Genomic DNA, 19537 nt, shown 5'->3' on the forward strand with positions numbered 1-19537 from the left:
CGAATATGAAAAAAAAGCCAACGCGGCGTTTATCTTTGACCTAGACAGCTAGTGTTCAGACTTTGCCCCGCGCCGACTTCAAATGGATGCCAAGGCCCACGCCAAGCCCCTTTGGCAAATGCCTGAACATCCCTTGCGGCGATGGATTCGCGCTTGAAACCTTGCAACCCGGATTGAATCCGCTCAACGTGAACCGCCTGAAAGTTGAACGTGCCTCACGTTCGCCCCACCGCCATGACCCGGACAAAAGAGCACCCCTTGCACGCTGCCAACCCCTTGACCCTGTACCTCGCCCGACTGGCGCCATCGAGCCAGTTGACCATGCGCTATGTGCTGCAGGATGCCGCCGACCGCCTGGGCCACGACCAGAGCAATATCGAGGACCTTGCCTGGCACCGGTTGCAGCCCGCCGATGTGATCGAGTTGGTGGCGGCGCTGCGCAGCGACGGTTACGCGCCCAACACCTCGTCGTTGTACGTCAATGCGCTGCGCGGGGTGATGAACGAGGCCTGGCGCCTGAACCTGATCAGCCAGGAACATCTGCTGCGCATGCGCTCGGTCAAGCCCATGGCCGGGACGCGGCTGTCCCAGGGGCGCAACCTCAAGCGCACGCTGATTCAGGAGTTGATGGCGGCCTGCGCGGCGGATCCGCGGCCCCAGGGCCTGCGCGATGCGGCGATCATCGCGGTGCTGTATGGCTCGGGCATGCGCAAGTCGGAGTCGGTGAACCTGGATCTGGCCCAGGTCGATTTCGCCGAACGCAGCCTGCAGGTGATCGCCAAGGGCAATAAGCAGTTGATCAAATATGCGCCGCAGTGGGCGTTCGCCAAGCTCCAGGCCTGGCTCGATTACCGCCGTTCGCAGTTACCACCGGAGCAGGAGGACGATCTGTTCCTGTTCAACCGCATCCGCCGGGGCAGCCATATCTGCCGCGAGCGCCTGACTAAACACGCGATCTACTACATCGCCCGGCAACGTGGGGCCGAGGTCGGGGTGCGGATCATGCCCCATGACTTTCGCCGCTCGTTCATCACCCGGGTGATCGAAGAACATGACCTGTCGATTGCCCAGAAGCTGGCGCACCACACCAATATCCAGACCACGGCCAATTACGATGTGCGCGACGACAACGAGCGGCGCCGGGCCATCGACCGGTTCGATCTGTAGTTGCAACAGTTCTGGGCCAGCACGGTGGTTGTGAGGGCCAGCGCAGCCTCGCGGGCTCGCAGCGGCTACAGCTGTAGCCGCTGCCGCAGGCTGCACTGGCACCGTCCAACAGCGCAAACACCCCTGACACACGTTGTCCCAGAGCGCCGCAGCTTTAGAAATCGACCGAGGCCGACAGCAGCAGGGTGCGTGGCGCGCCCTGGGAGAAGGCGCCATAGGAGGCGACGCCGGACCAGTATTCACGGTCGAACAGGTTCTGCACCGTGGCGCGCAAGGTGGTCGGACGGCCTTCGATCTGGGTGCTGTAGCGGGCCCCGGCGTCGATTCGGGTCCAGGGGTCGAGCTCCTGGGCGTTGGACTGATTGACGTACTGGCTGCCGGTGTAGATCGCGCCACTGGTCAGGGTCAGGCCTTCCACCCAGGGCAGGTCCCATTCGGCCCACAGGTTGGCCTGGACCTCGGGCACGCCCACCGGCTTGTTGCCACGGTTGGCGGGAGTGCCGGTCTTGGTCAGCTCGGCATCCAGCAGGGTCACGCCACCGAGCAGGCGCGTGCCCTCAGCCACTTCGCCGAACATGTTCAGCTCGACCCCACGGTTGCGCTGTTCGCCTTGTACCGAGTACACCCCGGCGGCCAGCTCGCCGCTGGGCTTCTTGATCTGGAACAGGCTCAGGGTCGAAGTGAAGGTGCCGTAGTCAACCTTGAGCCCCACTTCCTGCTGGCGCGAAATATAGGGGGCGAAGATTTCCCCGGAGTTGGACGCCGTGGCCGGGGCCACATCGCCCTTGCTCAGGCCTTCAATGTAGTTGTAGTACAGCGACACATGTTCCCAGGGTTTGATCACTATGCCGAACAGCGGGGTGGTGGCGCTTTCATCGTAAGCCGAGGTTACGGCGCCGGCTGGGCTGTAGTTGTCGGAGCGGATGTTCTGATTGCGCAGGCCAAGGGTCACCTGCACGCGCTCATCGAGTACCGACAAGGTGTCGGCCAGGGCCACGCCCGAGAGTTCGGTTTCGGACACTTTCAGCGCATCCGGGGTGGGAATCGCCGGTTTCGGACGATCGACCGGGTGGTAGATGTTGGACAACACGGCCGGCGCGGAAATAATCCCCCGTGACAGCTCGTCGCGATAGCGGCTGACCTGCAGCGACGTGCTGTGGGCCACCGGCCCGGTGTCGAACCGTGCGCGTGCGCCGGCATCCACGGTGTAGCGCTCGACCTCGAACTTGTAGTAGCCCGGCACCGACGAGGTGTCGCCGGCAGCGTTGGTGATAGTCGGCGTCTGGTCGGACATCCGCGCCACTTCGGACTTGCCGCCACCGGCATGGGCGAACAGGGTCAGGGCATCGTTCAGGTCATATTCGCCGCTGAGCAGCGCGGCCTTGTCCCGGGTCTTGGCCCAGCCCCAGTCCTGGGTGACATTGGCGCTGCCGTTGGCCGCGGACGGGATGTTTACGCCCTGGGCAATCAGGAATGGCCGCGAGGGTGCGTCAAACTCTTCCTGCTGGCTGATCAGGTCGAGGCTGGTGCGCAGGCGCTCGCCCTGGTAGTCCAGGGAGATCGCGCCGATATCGACTTCCCGGGATTGTTTGTCGATCGAAGTATCGCCCTGCTGGGTGCTGCCGTTGATGCGCACCCCGAACTGGCGCTCGTCGCCGAAACGCCGGCTGAGGTCGATATGCCCGCCAAGCTGGCTGTCGGTGGCGTAGCTGGCGGTGAAGCGGGTCAGGTCCTGGTCCAGCGAGCGCTTGGGCACGATATTGATCACGCCACCGACGCCGCTGTTGGGCGACATGCCGTAGAGCAGGGCGCCGGGGCCCTTGATCACCTCGACCCGTTCGGCGTACTCGGTAAACACCCGGTAGTTGGGCGCCACGCCATACACCCCATCGAACGCCAGCTCGCCGAGGTTGCCTTCACCGATCGGAAACCCGCGAATGAAGAACGAGTCGACCACGCCGCCGGTCTGGCCGGTAGCCCGCACCGAAGAGTCGCGTTCAAGCACGTCGGCCACGGTGACCGCCTGCTGGTCCTTGATCATGGTGGAGGTGTAGTTGGCCACGTTGAATGGCACGTCCATCAGGTCTTTGTTGCCCAGCAGGCCGAGGCGTCCGCCGCGTGCCACCTGGCCGCCGGCATACACCTCGGGCAAGGTGTCGGCCAGGTTGGCGCTGGCGTTGATGGTGGTTTGCTCCAGGGTCAGGTCGGCGCCGTCACGAGGGCGGGGCACCAGGGTGTAGCTGCCATCGCTGCGGCCCACCAGGTCCAGGCCGCTGCCGGCCAGTAGCTGCTGCAGGACCTCACGGGCGGAATAATTGCCGCTGACCCCGGGGCTGTTCAGGCCCTCGGTCAACGCCGGGTCGAACGACAGCGCCAGGCCGGCTTCGACGGCAACGCGCGACAGGGTCGAGCCCAGAGGGCCGCTGGCAATCTCGTAGGGGCGGCTGACGACGCTGTCCAGTTGCACCGGCGCGGCGGCCCACAGGTTCGGGCTGGCCGATGCCAGGGCCAGGCCCAGCAGGGCGCTACGAATGGCCAGGTGCAACCTGCGGTCCAGCAGGGGAGGACGGGCAACGGACATGGAAGGAGGATCCTTTATTGACGAGTTGAGGAGTGCTTTCTCCTCTAGCCAGCCGAGATCGAAAAAAGTATCAGCCCGGATCGATTATTTTTTTCGAAGGCGATTCAGCTCGGCGACAACAGCACCCAGTAGCCATTGAGATGGGTCTTGGCCACCACCGGGTAAGTCTGCACCAGCATGTTCAAAGTCCGACCCGTATCGTTCAGCGGGTAGGAGCCGGAGATGGGCAGGTCGGCAATGGCCGGGTCGCAGCGCACCAGGCCCCGGCGATAACGCGCCAGTTCGCTGAGAAAGTCCGCCAGGCGCATTTTGTCGGCCAGGAGCATGCCCTGGGTCCAGGCCAGGGCAGCGCTGTCGATGGCTTGCAGGCCTTCGAAGGCGAGGGCGGAGAAGGCGCTGCGCTGCCCGGCCTGGACGATCAGAGGGGGCATTGCTCCGGCGCCGGCCAAGGCCACGCGGACTGCACCTTCGACCACCGCCAGCAGGGTTCGCGAAGGTTCTTCACGCACGCTGAAGCGCGTGCCCAGGGCCTGCATGCGACCTTGCGCAGTCGCCACCAGGAAAGGCCGCGGGTTGGAGCGGTTGTCGACCGCGGTGTCGACGAAAATCTCGCCACGGCGCAACAGCACCAGGCGTTGCTGGGCGTCGAAGCGCACATCCACCGCCGAGTCTGTATTGAGGGTCAGCCGGGTGCCGTCCACCAGGGTCAGGTGCCGTTGCTGGCCGACCTGCGAGCGGTAATCGGCGGTCCATTGTTGCCATTCGGCGAGCTGCCAGGCGCTCCAGCCCGCCGGCACCAGGGCCAGCAGCGCCGCCAGTTTGCCCAGCGCCGCCCTGCGGCCCGGGTTTTGAGGGCGGTCGAGGCAAGACATCGCCACCGTCGGCGGCAGCCCGCCGAACTTGCCCAGCAACTGTTCGGCACGCTCCCAGGCTCGCTGGCATTCGGCGCTGCTGGTGCGCCAACGTTCCCAGGCGGCGTGGTCCTGGGCCGAGACCTCGCCTTCGTGCAGACGCATCAGCCATTCGGCGGCTTCTTCAAGTACTTGCGGGTCGATGATCGACGCCTTGCTGGCCATGGGCATCAGTCCACCAGGCTCAGGCACTGCAAGAAGGCCTGTTTCATATAGCGTTTGACGGTGATCAGCGACACCCCGAGCTGGCTGGCGATGTCGTCGTATTTCAAGCCGCCGATCTGCGACAGCAGAAACGCACGCTTGACCAGGCGCGGCAAGGCGTCGAGCAGGGCGTCGATTTCATGCAGGGTTTCCAGTACCAGCAAACGCTGTTCGGGTGACGGCACCTCGGGCTCCGGCAACTGCGCCAGGGCGCTGAGGTAGGCTCGTTCCAGTGCCTTGCGTTGATACCAGTTGACCAGGATCCCGCGCGCGACACAGCTCAGGTAGGCGCGTGGTTCCTCGATGATCTCCACCCGCGAGGCGAGGATCCGGGTGAAGGTGTCGTGCACCAGGTCGGCCGCATCCATGGCATTGCCCAGCTTCCTGTGCAGGCGCGTGTACAACCAGTTGTGATGACCACTGTAAAGCGCCTCGACAGTGCGCCTGTGGGTCTGGAGGCCTGCGGGCAGGGAATCGCTCATGGACGGCTATTTTTGAGAGTGAGAAGTATTCCCAATGCTAATTTACAGCCCGCTGCGGGCGCAAGGAGGATCTGGGGGATCCTCCCAACGGAGCGGGCCTGACGCGGCGTCGACCAGCCGGCGGCCAGGCGGCAGATCAGCACAGGCTCAGTTCATGAACCGGGTGCTCAATCAATGGCCTTGATGAGCCGGATCCTGCTCGACCTGCATCACGCCTTTGAACAGCGCCAGTTGCTTGACCCGGGCCGGGGGCAGGGCGCTTTCGGCCTGGATCACTGCCTGGCTCATGTGGCCTGCAGCCTCAGGCGTCAAGCCGGCGCTGCGCAGGGTCGCAGGGTCGAGTAACGAGTCTCCGGCGCAGAGCACCACCCGCCAACCGCTGGCGCTTTTGCTGAGCAGTGCCCGGCCGCCGCGCTGGCCCTGGGTCCAGCCGGCGACGGCGTGCTCGCCTTCGACCGTCACCGGCCCGACATCCAGCGCCGCGTCGGGGCGTTCCCAGGTGTGGCGCATCAGGTGTTCGATGCTTTGCTGGTCGGCGGCATTGTCGGCCAGGACCGCAGTGGAGAGGCTGCCCAGCAGCAGTAACAAGGGGGCAAATTTCATGGGGTGTTTCCTCGAGTCGAGGCCACCGGCGACAGGCCGGCAGCGAAGGGGGTAGCGGTAGGTCAAAAGCCCAGTTTCAGTCCCAGTTGCGCCGACGTGCCGGGCATCGGGTAGCCGGTGCGGTAGGCGTAGTCACGGTCGAACAGGTTTTCAACGGCGACAAACACTTCGCCGACCTTGCCCAGGGCCGGCACTGCGTGCCCGACCCGCAGGTTGACCACGGTGAAGCTTGAAACCTGGGAGAAGTTGTTCGCCCCGGCCGTGCGTTCTTCGGCCAGTACATACATGCCGCGCTGGTACTGGGCATCGGTGCTGAAGCGCCAGGGGCCGGTTTCGTAAGTGGTCCCCAGCGACAGCGATTGCCGGGGGGCGTAGGGCAGGGTCTTCAGCGATGGCTGGAGCCAGGTGTAGCCGACAAAGCTGCTCCAGCTATCGGTCCAGCGCTGTTGCCAGGTGGCTTCGGCGCCTTTGATCTGGTAGTCCCCGAGGTTGATGAATGAAGGCCGTGAAACCGCCGGCGGGAAGGCGAACAGGTAGCGGTCCTGGAGTTTGTCCTTGAACAGCGCCAGGTCCAGGGTCGTGCGATCGAAGAGGTTGAACTTGACCCCGAACTCCCGGTGATCCAGTTGCTCCGGCTTCAATTCGCGCCAGGTGTCGCCCAGGGCTGGAATCAGATTCGCCATCACCGGCGCCCCCAGGCCCGGGTAGTTGATGCCCCGCGACCGGTTCAGGCGAAACTCCAGCTGGCTGCTGGACAGCAGCAACCCGGCATGGGGCGCAGTCGCGCTTTCGAACACGTTGTGGTCGTAGGTGCGCACCCCGGCCGAGGGCGTCAGGGTCCAGTCCTGATTCAGCTCGAAAGCCTGGCTCAGGGCCAGGTGCGGCGAGATCACGCGCAGGGTCGGCGCATCGAAGTCGGCGCGGGGCGCGGGGGCAACACGCTTGTAGGCCACGCTGCCCTTGCTCTCATCAATGTCCAGGCCCAGCGCCACTTCGCCGTTGCGCCAGGGGCGCAGGGTTTCTTCCCAGCGCAGCCCTTGCAGGGTGAAATCGCTGATGGTGTCGCCGTCGAGGCCTTGTTGCTCCAACGCACTGCCCCGTCCCTGGTTGTGGTAGAGCTTGACGCTGCCGTCGCCCCACTCGTAGCCATGGTCGAGGGACACCGACGCCAGGGTGCCACGGGTATTGAAGTGGCCGGTCTTGGTTTCGGGCCGGCCTTTCTGTCCCGGGTCCGAGGCCTGGTTGTTGGCGTGCAGCAGCAACAGGCCGGCGCTCCAGTTGTCGTTCAAGCGGTAGCCGATCCGCGCCAGGCCATTGTTCAGGCGGCCATCGCCATCCGCCCGGTCCCCGTCGGAATGGGCCGCGCCCTGGGCCAGCAGATAATCCCAGTCGCCACTGCGGCCGATCAGCGATGCCTGCTCGGTGGCGGTGCGAGAACTGCCGCCGCTGAGTTGCAGTTCGCCGTGCTGGTTGTCCAAAGCGTCGGCGGTGCGTGGGGTCAGGTCGATGGCGGCAAAGGTGTTGCCGAACTTCTGCGGCTGCGGGCCCTTGTAGACGTTGATGCTCTGCATCGCATTGATCGGCAGCAGGTCCAGCAGCGGGTGGCCCCACACGCCCATGTAGAAAGGTACGCCGTCGATGTAAGTCTTGATTTCGCTGCCCGGCCGGCTGGCTCCCATGCCGCGGATATACACCGCGCCGCCTTCGGCACCGCCAAACGAACCCACCGGGTTGAAGCGTGAAACCGTGACCCCAGGCGTCCGCCGCAGGGCTGATGCCAGGTCCAGGGCGTTGAGGTCGCGGATCTGTTGCTGGCCGACCACGGTGGTCAGGCTGGCAAATGAATCGACGCTGTTCTGGTCGATCACCGAGGAACCGATGACCGGCGTTGCCGGCAGTTCCAGGCTCTGGTCTTGTGCCTTCGCCGCGACGCTGGCGCCCCATAGCGTCAGGGATAAACCGTAGCAAATTGCCTTGTTTGTCATGCCTTGCGTTCCTTGTCATGCACCCGGGCCGATGCCCATGCAGCCGCACCGGCCAGTGGTTTGATGCTTGATACTTTCCAGCTGCGGCGCACTCGGCGCCGCAGGCGAGGGTGTGATCAGGGTTGGAAAGGGTCAGCAGCGCGCGCACCGAGGCGGGCCCGAGGGCCGGCAAGTGGCGCTATCGGCGTGACGGCACCGGGTGCCCGGCAAGACGCACGGACACAGGCGAAGTCAGGCCGCGATGACCCTGATCGATCAGTGCAAGGGGGAGGCGCGAGGGTTGGCCGAGGGCCAGGAATAGCGGGGCGGGGCTTTACTGCGGGTTTCAACGGGACGGCGCTGGACTTTACGCGAGCGCATCAGCCAGGCCAGGCAGACAAAAAATACAATACCGAGGGTAATGGAACTGCACATCGGGCAGTTGAAGGTACTGGCCCAGTCGCTCTGGGCCTGTGTCGCCGGATCAGCGGCGAGGTCGCTGAGGCCGGAACCGGAGGTGGACACCGAACAGAACTGCCCCCCGAGGCCGTTGAGCGTGAGACCGCTCATCTGTCCGTGAGCAATGCCGCAGGCCAATAGATTGAACAAGACGCAGGCATACAGCATCCAGGCAATCAGCGAGCGGTCGGTGGGGGTTCGTTCCATGGCGCGAACTCTAGCACCGGACTTCGAGCAGAGAAAGTGTCCGTCTCCCTGGTCCAGGAGGCCCGATACCTGGCGATAGCGCTCCTCTGACTACTCATTCGCGCTCTATTGATATGCAATAAAGGTATTTAAATTAAGTTTCTTATACCTCTAAAGTTCTCCTATTCAGTCAGCCGCCGCTTACGGAGTCGGAGTTCTCATGCCAGCAGCCTCCCTCGTTTCAACCTCTGCCATTGCCGCCCAATCGTTTGAAGTACGCCCGTTCTCCGGACGGGTCGGCGCCGAGATCCTGGGGCTGGACCTGTCCTTGCCGCTCAATGAGCTCGATTTTGCCCGCGTGCACCAGGCCCACCTGGACCATCACGTGGTGGTGTTTCGCGATCAACGCATCACGCCGCAGCAGCAAATCGATTTCAGCCGCCGTTTCGGGGTGTTGCAGATTCATGTGCTCAAGCAGTTCCTGCTGCACAACCACCCGGAAATCCTGATCGTTTCCAACATCGTCGAAGACGGCCAGCCGATCGGCCTGGGGGACGCCGGCAAGTACTGGCATTCGGACCTTTCCTATAAGGAACTGCCGAGCCTGGGCTCGATGCTGCATGCCCAGGAATTGCCCAGCGAAGGCGGCGACACGCTGTTTGCCGATATGCACCTGGCCTGGGACACCTTGCCGCAACACCTGCGCGAGGCGGTCGAGGGCCGCTCAGCGGTGCACAGTTACACCGCGCGCTACAGCGAGGGGCATAACGCCGCGAGTTGGCGTCCCACGCTGACCGCCGAGCAACTGGCCCAGGTGGTGGAAGTCAGCCATCCGATCGTGCGCGTGCATCCGGAAACCGGACGCAAGGCGCTGTTTGTCAGTGAGGGGTTTACCACCCATATCGTCGGGTTGCCGGCCGATGAGAGTCGCCAGTTGCTGACCGAACTCTATGCCCACAGCGTGCGGGCCGAGCATGTCTACCGACATCAGTGGCAGGCCCATGACCTGGTGTTCTGGGACAACCGCTCGCTGATCCACCTGGCTGCCGGATGCCCGGCACAGCTACGCCGCAAACTGTTTCGCACCACCATCCAGGGTGATGCGCCGTTCTGACCTGGGAGCTTTTCCATGAACGTTGTTCTGCAAGGCCACACGGCCAGCAAAAGCCCGGTCACCCGGCACCTTGATCCAGCGGCAGCCGAGCCGCTGCTGCAGGTGCAAAATGTCAGCCTCGAATACCGCACCGCCAAGCGCGTGGTGCGCGCCACCCACCAAGTCAGTTTTGAAATCGATCCGGGCGACCGTTTCGTGCTGCTCGGTCCCTCAGGATGTGGCAAGTCGACGCTGCTCAAGGCCGTGGCCGGGTTTATCACGCCCAGCGAAGGGCTGATTCGCCTGGCCGGCGCCGAAGTGACCCAACCCGGGCCGGATCGGATTGTGGTGTTCCAGGAGTTCGACCAACTGCCACCGTGGAAGACCGTGATCCAAAACGTGATGTTTCCGTTATTGGCGTCTCGCACCCTGAAGGGCAAGGAGGCCAGGGAACGGGCCCATTACTACCTGGCCAAAGTCGGCCTCAGCGCATTCGCCGATGCTTACCCGCACACCCTGTCCGGTGGCATGAAAGCCCGGGTCGCCATCGCCCGTGCCCTGGCCATGCAGCCCAAGATCCTGTTGATGGATGAGCCCTTTGCCGCCCTCGATGCCCTGACCCGACGCAAGATGCAGGAGGAACTGCTGCAACTGTGGGACGAGGTGCAATTCACTTTGATGTTCGTCACTCACTCGATAGAAGAGGCGCTGGTGGTGGGGAACCGGATTCTCCTGCTGTCACCGCACCCCGGACGGGTACGGGCCGAGATCAACAGCCACGAATATGACCTGCAGAGCCTGGGTGGCGTGGGTTTCCAGAACACCGCGCAGCGTATTCACCGGTTGTTGTTCAACGAGGAGGAGGGCAGTGCACCTGTGTCCGAGCTGAACTTCCAGGACCTGCGCATTGCGTACTGAAGCCTGGCCTTGCGCGGCGTAACGCGCTACCGATCTCAAGAGAATCCCAGCATGAGCCTTACCCGTCCTGTGCGTGAAGAATACGAAGTCGCGCTGGAGCCATTTACCCAGCACGACCTGACCCGCGATATCCCCTGGCCACTGCGTATCTGGCAACTGGGCTGGGTGCGCAAGAGCCTGATCCTGATTGTCCTGGCGGTGCTCTGGGAAGTGGCTGCTCGAGTGCAGGACAACGACCTGTTGCTGCCCAGCTTCCTGCAGACCGCCGCCGCCTTCTACGACGGCATGCTCAGCGGCGAGTTGCCGGGCAAGGTCTGGATCTCCCTGACCGTGCTGCTCCAGGGATACGTGATCGGCATCGTGCTCGCGTTTGCGCTGACCACCCTTGCGGTTTCGACCCAGCTGGGACGCGACCTGCTGGACACCCTGACCGCGATGTTCAACCCGCTGCCGGCCATTGCCTTGCTGCCGCTGTCACTGCTGTGGTTTGGCCTGGGGCAGAACAGCTTGATTTTTGTCCTGGTGCACTCAGTGCTGTGGCCGCAGGCGCTCAATACCTATGCCGGCTTTCGCGGGGTGTCGGAAACCCAGCGCATGGCCGGGCGCAATTACGGGCTCAAGGGCCTGCGCCTGGTCTGGTACATCCTGATTCCGGCAGCGCTGCCGTCGATTCTTTCCGGCCTGAAAATCGGCTGGGCCTTCGCCTGGCGCACCCTGATCGCCGCCGAGCTGGTGTTTGGCGCATCGTCGGGCAAGGGCGGGCTGGGTTGGTACATCTTCCAGAACCGGAACGAGCTGTACACCGACAAGGTGTTCGCCGGGTTGGCAGCGGTGATTCTGATCGGGCTGCTGGTGGAGAACCTGCTGTTCGCCAATGTCGAGCGCCTGACTGTAAAGCGTTGGGGCATGCAGCGTTGACAGCGCCAACCCCGCCCATTGTTCAATCACCACGAGGTTAATCATGGCCATCACGTACAAACGCAACACCCTGACATTGTTGGCCGCCACCCTGGGCGCCTTGCTCAGCACTGGTGCCCAGGCCGAGGGCAAGATCAGCATCGCCCAGCAGTTCGGTATCGGTTACCTGATCCTGGATGTGGTGCGCGACCAGCAACTGATCGAGAAACATGGCAAGGAGCAGGGCCTGGAGATCAAGGTCGACTGGAACAGCATCTCCGGCGCCACCGCAATGAACGAAGCCTTGCTGGCCGGGGCGCTGGACGTGGTATCGGCCGGCGTACCGCCGATGCTGACCCTCTGGGACCGCACCCGGGGCAAACAGAACGTCAAGGCAATCGCCTCGCTGGGCTCGATGCCCAACTACCTGCTGACCAACAACCCCGAGGTCAAAAGCCTCAAGGACTTCAGCGACAAGGACCGTATCGCGGTGCCGGCGGCGGGTGTGGGCTTCCAGTCGCGCACGCTGCAGATCGAAACCGCCAAGCAGTTCGGTAACGACAATTTCAAGAAGTTCGACAACATCTCCGTCAGCCTGGCCCATCCCGATGCCACGGCGGCCTTGATTGCCGGCGGTTCGGAAATCAATTCGCACTTCTCCAGTCCGCCGTTTCAATACCAGGAACTGGAGAAACCGGGCGTGTACAAAGTGCTCAGTTCCTACGACGTACTAGGGGGCCCAGGGACATTCAACGTGCTGTACACCACGGAAAAATTCCACGACCAGAACCCGAAAACCTATAAGGCCTTTTATGCCGCCCTGGCCGAAGCCGAGCAGATCATCAAGGCCGACAAACCGGCGGCGGCCAAGACTTACATCCGTGTCGAGCAATCCAAGCTGCCCCTGGCGCTGGTCGAGAAGATCGTCGCCGACCCGGAAATCGATTTCACCGTGGTGCCGCAGCGCACCTTTATCTACGCCGAAAAACTGCAGGAGCTCGGCGTGCTGAAAAACAAGGCGCAAAGCTGGAAAGACTACTTCTTCGAAGAGGCCCACGGCGGTGCTGGGAGCTGAGGGAGAAGGAAGAGGGCGGATCAATTCGCAGGCGGGAAGGCCGTATTGAAAGGCTCGTATATTTAAGTATTTTTATAACTAAACTAAATGGTTATTTAGTTTAGTTATAATTTTTATGATTGTAGAGCGGAAGAACAGGGCGTCTAGCGGGCTGTTTGCCCATCTTGTTGGCCAGTTTTATCGAAAATCACCGACTTGTTGACGAAGTAACCCACGACCAACCAGTGCTTGTCATCGTCACGGAACAACACTTTCTCTGTGACGGTGCTCGCTGCAAACGTCGAATTGAACTCGATGACCGCGTAATTTCCCGCAGGTGCTTCAGGCATCTGATCGGTAAAGCCTATCCCGGCAGGCGTTCGCTCCTTGAACGATCCAAGCCCCAGACGCAGCGCCTTGAGTGAGCCGGTCCATACCATCTCATGGGTTGTTGCCTTGAGCGCTGGGCTGACTGTCGACCAGGTCTCGGAAGTTTTACCGTTGTCGAGCAACTGCAGAAACTCCACCGCAGCTTCATACACCTGGCGCTGTTGTTGCTCAGTGCCTGCGTCAGATGCAATGACCTTGGGCGTAGGTTTGTTGAGGCTGACATCACAGCCGCTGAGCAGCACCAAACTAAAAAGCGCAGCAATGAATGGCTTCATGCAAAACCCTCGAGGATGGTGTGGAGGTCGTTGCGCGAGATGAATCGATTAAAGATGAGCCTCAAGTGGATTGCCAATGATCGGGGGACAAACAGCCGATTGCAGGCTCGCAGGCTGAGCACGCCAGGACACGAATAACAATCCATAAGTACGCATAATGTATATTATGTTAAATCATGTATTCTGGATGATGACTGTCCATTGGTTCTTTCAGTTTCCCTCCCATCCACTTTCCTCCCGTCTTACTCTCCAGCAATCAAAGCTCGATTCGTTTGGTCACGTAACACGCACCCCGGATCATAGGACTTTATAAATCTCGGAAATCACCTGCATCGTTGCGGCTTCGATCGTTCCTTCGTTCCGGCATAGGACCCAGCCGTGATCTGCAATCGCTTGCTCGAATGCCTGGGTGCAGGCGACATGTTCTTCCAGTCTATGGATCACCGTGCTGTTCAGCCCGCGCTGGCGTGCTGCTGCTCTGGTCCATGAAATGTCAGGCGCGGTGACCACCCCGATATGCAAGTCTGGTACTCGTACGTTTCGGTCAATGTTCAACTGTAGAATTTCTGCGAACGGGACTAGCCGGCGAAACGCAGCGTCAGACGGATACCAGCGATCAATCAAGATGATGCTGTCGGGTGGCTGTTTAGTCAGTACGTGCTGGGAAATCCAGGTGCGGCTATCCGCCAGGCGTTCACAAACCTCCAGCTCCAATTCCCGGGTGGGATTTCTGACGAGCTTATTAACGAGGGTCATCGTTTCCCCTCTATAAGGGTCGCTTTTTTTCTCGCAAAGTCGGATCACCTTTTTGTTGTCTGCCCTCAGTACTTTCGTAACGGCCTCCAACAGTGTGGTTTTGCCGGTTCCCTTGGGGCCATCCAGAGAAATAAACAGCGGGCGTTTCATGCTTCACACAACGCTTGATTCAATGGACTGCTCCGTCTGCGCTTTTGGGGAGAATTTCAATACACCAGCCGTTGCATCGGTCATGGGGTTGCCAGAGTCTCATTAATGCTCGATGCACTCATTTGATTTATTTCGCTAGCCGCTGCCCAGCGGGTCACGCCCCCTGCCCTGCGGCCGAACGCTTACTGCCGCCAATTTTCGCCAAGCCCCTAATGCATCATGTTGTATAGTCATTGGCCAACAGCTCCATCTCACTCGGTGATCCATGTCTTACCCCCTTGACGCCATCACTCACACCTACCTGGGCAGCAACGTCTATTCCCAGCTGCGCAACGCACTGATTACGGGCGGGCTGAAACCGGACGATCGATTGCGCATACGGGAGCTGGCCAGTCAGTTGGGGACGAGTGTCACGCCCGTTCGCGACGCCATTTTGCAACTGGCAAAAGAGAAAGCGCTGGTACTCAAAACCCCCAAGGACATCCGGGTTCCGGTGCTCGACAGTGGCGCTTATCTTGAAATCCGCACGCTGCGGCTGAATCTCGAAGGCTTGGGCGCCGAAACAGCCGCACGGCTTGCAACTTCCAGTGACCTGGCGCGCATCGACGCCAACATCCAGCGCAACCTTGAGGCCATCAATAACCATGACCTTCCCGAGGCGCTGCGTCTTAACAGTGAGTTTCACTTCCTGATCGCGGAAGCTGCCCGCATGCCTCTGCTGCGCAGTTACCTGGATAGTCTGTGGATGCGGGCCGGTCCATTGATCGCTCAGGCGTACGCGCACTTTTCCCTGACCATGGCCATCGAGCACCATGTCGAGATACTCAATGCCCTGCGCAATCAGGACGCTGCGGCAGCCAAGCACGCGATCCAGACCGACATCCTCGACGGCAATCAAAAAATGTTGGAATTCATAGCGGTCAGTCAGGAAGCGGTCTCCTAGAGGCGGTTTTCCCGCGAACGGCTATTGACAGCCACTGCACCTGAAAAGATGATGCATCAAACATCAATTGAGTCAGGTGCGTCCATGAGCGAGAAAAAAAAGCTTCTTTTGACCGGTGCCAGTCGCGGTATTGGCCATGCGACGGTCAAGCACTTCAACGCCGCCGGCTGGGAAGTGTTCACCGCCTCCCGCCAGGACTGGGTTGCCGAATGCCCGTGGGCGGAAGGTTTGCTCAACCATATCCATCTGGATCTGGAGGATATCGATAGCGTCAGCGCCAGCTTGGCGATCATCAAGGACAAGCTGGGCGGACGCCTGGATGCCTTGGTGGATAACGCCGGTGTATCGCCAAAAGGCCCGGAAGGCGGTCGACTCGGCGTGCTGGAAACCGATTACGCCACATGGCTCAAGGTGTTCAACGTCAACCTGTTCTCCACCGCGCTTCTGGCTCGCGGTTTGTTCGATGAGCTGAAGGCAGCACAGGGCAGCATTATCAATGTCACCTCCATCGCCGGTTCCAAGGTGCACCCGTTCGCCGGCGTGGCCTACGCCACGTCCAAGGCCGCCCTCTCGGCGCTGACCCGCGAAATGGCCTTCGACTTCGGCCCACACGGAGTGCGGGTCAATGCCATTGCTCCTGGCGAAATCGATACCGCGATCCTGTCTCCGGGCACCGCGGATATCGTCCAGCGGCTGGTGCCGATGAATCGTTTGGGCAAGCCCGAGGAAGTGGCTTCGCTGATTTATTTTCTCTGCACCAGCGGCGCTTCCTACGTGAACGGCGCGGAAATTCACGTCAATGGTGGCCAGCATGTCTGAAGCGGTCATGGACAAGGCCCTGTGCAACGACCTGATGACCACACAAGCACCGGCGGTAGAGGCTGCCGAGGCGCTGGATATCGCCAATCGGGTGTACGGCCTCAAAGGCAGGCTGAAACTGCTGAACGGTGAGCGCGATACCAACTTTCTCATTGATACCCCGCGCGGTGCCTTTGTCCTGAAGTTCATCAATCCCGCCGAAGACCCCAACGTCATCAGCTTTCAGACCCAGGCCTTGCTGCACATCGAGCAGCACGGTGCCCATTTGCCAGTCCCACGCGTTCTATCCTCGCGCCACGGTGAGGTTGAACCGACGGTGCGGGTCAATGACCAGCAACTGACACTGCGCACTGTCAGTTACCTGGACGGGATCTCGCAGAATCTTGGCAAACCCAGCGCCGCGCTGATGCATGAGCTCGGTACGTCCCTGGCCGAGGTCAACCTGGCCCTCAGGGACTTCCATCACCCCGCCGCCCACCGCGACCTGCTCTGGGATGTCGGGCACGCCGAACGCGTCAGGCCGTATCTGGACCACCTGGCCAGCGATCAATTGCCGCTGGTTTCCCGCTTGCTCAATCGCTACGAAACCCATGCAAAGCCGTGCCTGGCGAAGCTGCGGGCGCAGGTGATCCATAACGACCTGAATCCGCACAACGTCATGCTCGACTGCGAGACCGGCACCCGGGTCTCCGCCATCATTGACTTCGGAGATGCGCTCCACGCGCCGTTGATCAACGAGTTGGGAACAGCACTGTCCTACCAGTTCGACGCCGACGCCGCGGATCCGCTTTGGCAGATCAAGGCCTTTGCTGCCGCCTACCATGCGCGGATCCCATTGCAGCGAGAGGAACTGGAGGTTCTGGGCGAACTGATCGCCATGCGCATGGCCATGGCCATCACCATCGCCCAGTGGCGCGCCAGCCTTTATCCAGAAAACCGCGTCTATGTCCTGCGCAACCTGCGCTCAACCTGGCGCAACCTGCAATGCCTGAGCGCAATGCCCGAAGGGCTGCTGACCCAAAGCCTGATCAACGCCTGCACACCGGAGGCTTCATGAGTTCGTCCACTGCTGAGCTGCTTGCCCGTCGTCAACGCGCGCTGGGGGCCAGTTATCGATTGTTCTACGAGGAACCCTTCGCCCCGGTGCGAGGTGAAGGTGTGTGGCTGTACGACAAGGACAACACCGCCTTCCTCGATGCCTACAACAATGTGGCCTCTGTCGGACACTGCCACCCTGCCGTGGTCGCGGCGATCGCCGAGCAAAGTGCCCAACTCAATACCCACACCCGCTATTTACATCCGTCGATCGTGGATTACGCCGAAGACCTGCTCAGCGAGTTCCCCCCGCAGCTCGACAACATGACCCTGACCTGTACCGGCAGCGAGGCTAATGATCTGGCGCTGCGCATCGCGCGTTGTCACAGCGGTGGGACGGGCATCATCGTGACTCGCTGGGCCTACCATGGGGTGACCAGTGCCCTGGCTGAAGTCTCGCCCTCGCTGGCCACCGGCCTGCCAACCGCAAGCCATGTGCGCCTGGTCGATGCTCCGGACTCCTATCGCCGAACCGCCGATTTCGTCGGCAGCGTGCAAGCGGCTGTTCAGGATATGCAGGCTCAAGGCATCAAGCCTGCAGCGCTGCTGGTGGACAGCATTTTCTCCAGTGATGGGGTGTTCAGCCCGGCCAACGGCGAACTGGCGGCTGCGGCGCAATGCGTGCGTAGCGCCGGCGGGCTGTATATCGCCGATGAAGTCCAGCCCGGCTTTGGCCGTACAGGCGGTCAGCGCTGGGGGTTTGCCCGCGATGGGGTGATTCCGGATCTGGTCACCCTGGGCAAGCCCATGGGCAACGGCCATCCGGTTGCCGCGGTGGTTGGGCGCTCTGCGCTTTTCGATCAATTCGGCCGCCAGCAGCGTTACTTCAATACCTACGGCGGCAACCCGGTGTCCTGCAAGGCCGCGCATGCAGTCCTGCGGGTGTTGCGCGAAGAAGACTTGCAAGCGAACGCCCGGAACGTCGGCGATTACCTCAAGGCTGGGCTGCGCCAACTGGCCGAGCGCCATGAAGTCATTGGCGATATCCGCGGCGAGGGGCTGTTTATCGGCGTCGAACTGGTGACCGACCGTGCAACCCAGGCACCGGCGACGACTGCCGCCGCGGCCGTGGTCAATGGCATGCGCCGCCGTCAGGTGTTGATCAGCTCGACGGGGGCAAAGGCCAATACCCTCAAGATTCGCCCGCCCCTGGTGTTTGCCCGCGAGCACGCGGACCTGCTGCTAGAACGCCTGGATGAAACCCTGACCGAGCTGCGCTGAACGCTGCCTATCGCCGAGACAGACCTGGCCTGCCCCGGCACCCGCGCTCCTGGGCCGGGGCAATAAACCGGCAATTCCAATGTTCAGGCACCCCGATGGTGCGCAGACCGGCCCCGTCCCCCATAAAACCCTTGAAATCAGGCCGGCTGGATCGGGTGGCACAGAATCTGCTTTATTAAAAAACATGATGCATCATGTTTTAACCATGAAACACAATGGGAGGGTTTGAGATGACAGGTAACAGTACAAGCGCCTTCGTCCGCTTCAAAGGGGTGGAGAAAAGTTACGACGGTCTCAAGACCGTTGTTAAGCGATTAGACCTGGACGTTGCTCAGGGCGAGTTCCTCACCCTCCTCGGTCCTTCCGGCTCGGGAAAGACCACCAGCCTCATGATGCTGGCCGGTTTCGAAACGCCGACTCAAGGCCAGATCTTTCTCGAAGGACAGGCCATTGAAAGTGTCCCGGCTCATCGGCGCGGCATAGGGATGGTGTTCCAGAACTACGCCTTGTTCCCGCACATGAGCGTGGCCGAAAACATGGCGTTTCCGCTGCAGGTGCGCGGCATCAAGCGCCACGAGATAGATACCCGGGTCAAGAAAGCCCTGGAAATGGTACGCCTGGGAGAACTCGCCAATCGTTACCCCGCGCAACTGTCAGGCGGTCAACAGCAGCGGATCGCCCTCGCCCGAGCGTTGATCTTCGAACCCAAGCTGGTGCTGATGGACGAGCCACTGGGCGCGCTGGATAAACAATTGCGTGAACAGATGCAGCTGGAAATTCGCCGCTTGCACCGCGAGCTCGGGTTGACGGTGGTATTCGTCACCCATGACCAGGCCGAAGCCCTGACCCTGTCCGACCGCATTGCGATTTTCAACGACGGCGTCATCCAGCAAGTCGACACCCCGCAAGCGCTCTACGAACGTCCGGCCAACTCCTTCGTGGCCACTTTCATGGGCGATACCAATGTCCTGCCGGGCGTTTTGGCTGCGTTCAACGCCGACCGATGCCAGGTGCAACTTGAACAGGGTGAACAGCTTTACGCACGTACGACGCCGGGCCTGGCCATGGGCAGCCGTGCTTCGCTGTCCATTCGCTCCGAACGAGTGACCCTGGATGGCGACGCCCGTTATGACAGCCGCCTCGCCGGGTGTATCGAGGAATGTATCTATCTGGGGGACCACGTGCGCATCCGCCTGAACGTCGCGGGTAATAGCGACTTCAACGTCAAGGTGCCCATCGCCCAGATGCAATCCCACTGGCGTGAAGGTCACAGCCTTCCCGTCTGTTGGCATAGCGCCGACGCCTCGGCGCTCGATGCAATGCCTGCTTGACCCCCCTCCTCCCTTTTTGTTAATGAAATCAGGATATT

Annotated in this window: 18 protein-coding genes; 10 read left to right on the top strand and 8 right to left on the bottom strand. The window is 61.6% G+C overall.

Translation table 11 applies throughout. The features are described from left to right. Positions 1-234 precede the first annotated feature (234 nt). On the top strand, positions 235-1167 hold the full coding sequence (locus MF4836_RS27170; RefSeq protein ID WP_078472914.1) for a site-specific integrase: 933 nt from the start codon (positions 235-237) through the stop codon (positions 1165-1167). 154 nt (positions 1168-1321) lie between these two features. Here MF4836_RS27170 and MF4836_RS27175 read toward each other — a convergent pair whose 3' ends face one another. The 6 genes from MF4836_RS27175 to MF4836_RS27200 form a co-directional block, all read right to left on the bottom strand. Further along, complete coding sequence (locus tag MF4836_RS27175) at positions 1322-3748, bottom strand: TonB-dependent receptor (protein ID WP_078472915.1); 2427 nt, start codon at positions 3746-3748, stop codon at positions 1322-1324. A gap of 104 nt (positions 3749-3852) precedes the next feature. Further along, on the bottom strand, positions 3853-4824 hold the full coding sequence (locus MF4836_RS27180) for a FecR domain-containing protein (RefSeq protein WP_102047952.1): 972 nt from the start codon (positions 4822-4824) through the stop codon (positions 3853-3855). Positions 4825-4829: 5 nt separating this feature from the next. After that, entirely contained in the window at positions 4830-5345 is a 516-nt protein-coding gene (locus tag MF4836_RS27185; protein WP_078472917.1) for a sigma-70 family RNA polymerase sigma factor, read from the bottom strand. A gap of 171 nt (positions 5346-5516) precedes the next feature. Then, a complete protein-coding gene (locus MF4836_RS27190; protein WP_078472918.1) occupies positions 5517-5948 on the bottom strand; it encodes a copper uptake system-associated protein in 432 nt (143 codons plus the stop codon). Between the two features lie 62 nt (positions 5949-6010). Next, positions 6011-7933, bottom strand: a complete 1923-nt coding sequence (locus tag MF4836_RS27195; RefSeq protein ID WP_078472919.1) for a TonB-dependent receptor — start codon at positions 7931-7933, stop codon at positions 6011-6013. Positions 7934-8188: 255 nt separating this feature from the next. Next, a complete protein-coding gene (locus tag MF4836_RS27200; protein WP_078472920.1) occupies positions 8189-8578 on the bottom strand; it encodes a DUF2946 domain-containing protein in 390 nt (129 codons plus the stop codon). 199 nt (positions 8579-8777) lie between these two features. On the opposite strand from MF4836_RS27200, the gene MF4836_RS27205 reads away from it, so the two are divergent. The 4 genes from MF4836_RS27205 to MF4836_RS27220 are packed head-to-tail and all read left to right on the top strand — an operon-like array spanning position 8778 to position 12540. Beyond that, positions 8778-9671: a TauD/TfdA dioxygenase family protein gene (locus MF4836_RS27205; protein WP_078472921.1), complete on the top strand. Its 894-nt coding sequence runs from the start codon at positions 8778-8780 to the stop codon at positions 9669-9671. A gap of 15 nt (positions 9672-9686) precedes the next feature. Next, on the top strand, positions 9687-10568 hold the full coding sequence (locus MF4836_RS27210; protein ID WP_078472922.1) for an ABC transporter ATP-binding protein: 882 nt from the start codon (positions 9687-9689) through the stop codon (positions 10566-10568). Positions 10569-10619: 51 nt separating this feature from the next. Next, a complete protein-coding gene (locus MF4836_RS27215) occupies positions 10620-11486 on the top strand; it encodes an ABC transporter permease (protein WP_078472923.1) in 867 nt (288 codons plus the stop codon). 43 nt (positions 11487-11529) lie between these two features. Further along, positions 11530-12540, top strand: a complete 1011-nt coding sequence (locus tag MF4836_RS27220) for an ABC transporter substrate-binding protein (RefSeq protein WP_078472924.1) — start codon at positions 11530-11532, stop codon at positions 12538-12540. 143 nt (positions 12541-12683) lie between these two features. On the opposite strand, the gene MF4836_RS27225 is transcribed toward MF4836_RS27220, so the two are convergent. Both MF4836_RS27225 and MF4836_RS27230 read right to left on the bottom strand, forming a co-directional pair. Then, on the bottom strand, positions 12684-13184 hold the full coding sequence (locus MF4836_RS27225; RefSeq protein ID WP_078472925.1) for a DUF4019 domain-containing protein: 501 nt from the start codon (positions 13182-13184) through the stop codon (positions 12684-12686). 297 nt (positions 13185-13481) lie between these two features. After that, on the bottom strand, positions 13482-14090 hold the full coding sequence (locus MF4836_RS27230) for a dTMP kinase (protein WP_078472926.1): 609 nt from the start codon (positions 14088-14090) through the stop codon (positions 13482-13484). Positions 14091-14355: 265 nt separating this feature from the next. Between MF4836_RS27230 and MF4836_RS27235 the strand changes: the two genes are divergently transcribed. The 5 genes from MF4836_RS27235 to MF4836_RS27255 all read left to right on the top strand — a co-directional run bounded on the left by MF4836_RS27235 (position 14356) and on the right by MF4836_RS27255 (position 19499). Continuing rightward, entirely contained in the window at positions 14356-15033 is a 678-nt protein-coding gene (locus MF4836_RS27235) for a GntR family transcriptional regulator (RefSeq protein ID WP_020294582.1), read from the top strand. A gap of 84 nt (positions 15034-15117) precedes the next feature. Continuing rightward, entirely contained in the window at positions 15118-15852 is a 735-nt protein-coding gene (locus tag MF4836_RS27240) for an SDR family NAD(P)-dependent oxidoreductase (RefSeq protein WP_078472927.1), read from the top strand. Continuing rightward, positions 15845-16909, top strand: coding sequence for a phosphotransferase (locus MF4836_RS27245; RefSeq protein WP_238596214.1), 1065 nt, complete (start codon positions 15845-15847; stop codon positions 16907-16909). Before MF4836_RS27240 ends, MF4836_RS27245 begins: the two co-directional genes overlap by 8 nt. Next, a complete protein-coding gene (locus MF4836_RS27250) occupies positions 16906-18168 on the top strand; it encodes an aspartate aminotransferase family protein (protein WP_078472929.1) in 1263 nt (420 codons plus the stop codon). Before MF4836_RS27245 ends, MF4836_RS27250 begins: the two co-directional genes overlap by 4 nt. 215 nt (positions 18169-18383) lie before the next feature. Beyond that, on the top strand, positions 18384-19499 hold the full coding sequence (locus tag MF4836_RS27255; RefSeq protein WP_443217420.1) for an ABC transporter ATP-binding protein: 1116 nt from the start codon (positions 18384-18386) through the stop codon (positions 19497-19499). Positions 19500-19537 lie beyond the last annotated feature (38 nt).

This window comes from Pseudomonas sp. MF4836, from assembly GCF_002018875.1.
GTDB lineage: Bacteria > Pseudomonadota > Gammaproteobacteria > Pseudomonadales > Pseudomonadaceae > Aquipseudomonas.

Excerpts from the sequence above, each read along its gene's own strand:
- MF4836_RS27170 (WP_078472914.1), top strand. The coding sequence starts at position 235 with ATGACCCGGACAAAAGAGCACCCCTTGCACGCTGCCAACCCCTTGACC.
- MF4836_RS27175 (WP_078472915.1), bottom strand. The coding sequence starts at position 3,748 with ATGTCCGTTGCCCGTCCTCCCCTGCTGGACCGCAGGTTGCACCTGGCC.
- MF4836_RS27180 (WP_102047952.1), bottom strand. The coding sequence starts at position 4,824 with ATGGCCAGCAAGGCGTCGATCATCGACCCGCAAGTACTTGAAGAAGCC.
- MF4836_RS27185 (WP_078472917.1), bottom strand. The coding sequence starts at position 5,345 with ATGAGCGATTCCCTGCCCGCAGGCCTCCAGACCCACAGGCGCACTGTC.
- MF4836_RS27190 (WP_078472918.1), bottom strand. The coding sequence starts at position 5,948 with ATGAAATTTGCCCCCTTGTTACTGCTGCTGGGCAGCCTCTCCACTGCG.
- MF4836_RS27195 (WP_078472919.1), bottom strand. The coding sequence starts at position 7,933 with ATGACAAACAAGGCAATTTGCTACGGTTTATCCCTGACGCTATGGGGC.
- MF4836_RS27200 (WP_078472920.1), bottom strand. The coding sequence starts at position 8,578 with ATGGAACGAACCCCCACCGACCGCTCGCTGATTGCCTGGATGCTGTAT.
- MF4836_RS27205 (WP_078472921.1), top strand. The coding sequence starts at position 8,778 with ATGCCAGCAGCCTCCCTCGTTTCAACCTCTGCCATTGCCGCCCAATCG.
- MF4836_RS27210 (WP_078472922.1), top strand. The coding sequence starts at position 9,687 with ATGAACGTTGTTCTGCAAGGCCACACGGCCAGCAAAAGCCCGGTCACC.
- MF4836_RS27215 (WP_078472923.1), top strand. The coding sequence starts at position 10,620 with ATGAGCCTTACCCGTCCTGTGCGTGAAGAATACGAAGTCGCGCTGGAG.
- MF4836_RS27220 (WP_078472924.1), top strand. The coding sequence starts at position 11,530 with ATGGCCATCACGTACAAACGCAACACCCTGACATTGTTGGCCGCCACC.
- MF4836_RS27225 (WP_078472925.1), bottom strand. The coding sequence starts at position 13,184 with ATGAAGCCATTCATTGCTGCGCTTTTTAGTTTGGTGCTGCTCAGCGGC.
- MF4836_RS27230 (WP_078472926.1), bottom strand. The coding sequence starts at position 14,090 with ATGAAACGCCCGCTGTTTATTTCTCTGGATGGCCCCAAGGGAACCGGC.
- MF4836_RS27235 (WP_020294582.1), top strand. The coding sequence starts at position 14,356 with ATGTCTTACCCCCTTGACGCCATCACTCACACCTACCTGGGCAGCAAC.
- MF4836_RS27240 (WP_078472927.1), top strand. The coding sequence starts at position 15,118 with ATGAGCGAGAAAAAAAAGCTTCTTTTGACCGGTGCCAGTCGCGGTATT.
- MF4836_RS27245 (WP_238596214.1), top strand. The coding sequence starts at position 15,845 with ATGTCTGAAGCGGTCATGGACAAGGCCCTGTGCAACGACCTGATGACC.
- MF4836_RS27250 (WP_078472929.1), top strand. The coding sequence starts at position 16,906 with ATGAGTTCGTCCACTGCTGAGCTGCTTGCCCGTCGTCAACGCGCGCTG.
- MF4836_RS27255 (WP_443217420.1), top strand. The coding sequence starts at position 18,384 with ATGGGAGGGTTTGAGATGACAGGTAACAGTACAAGCGCCTTCGTCCGC.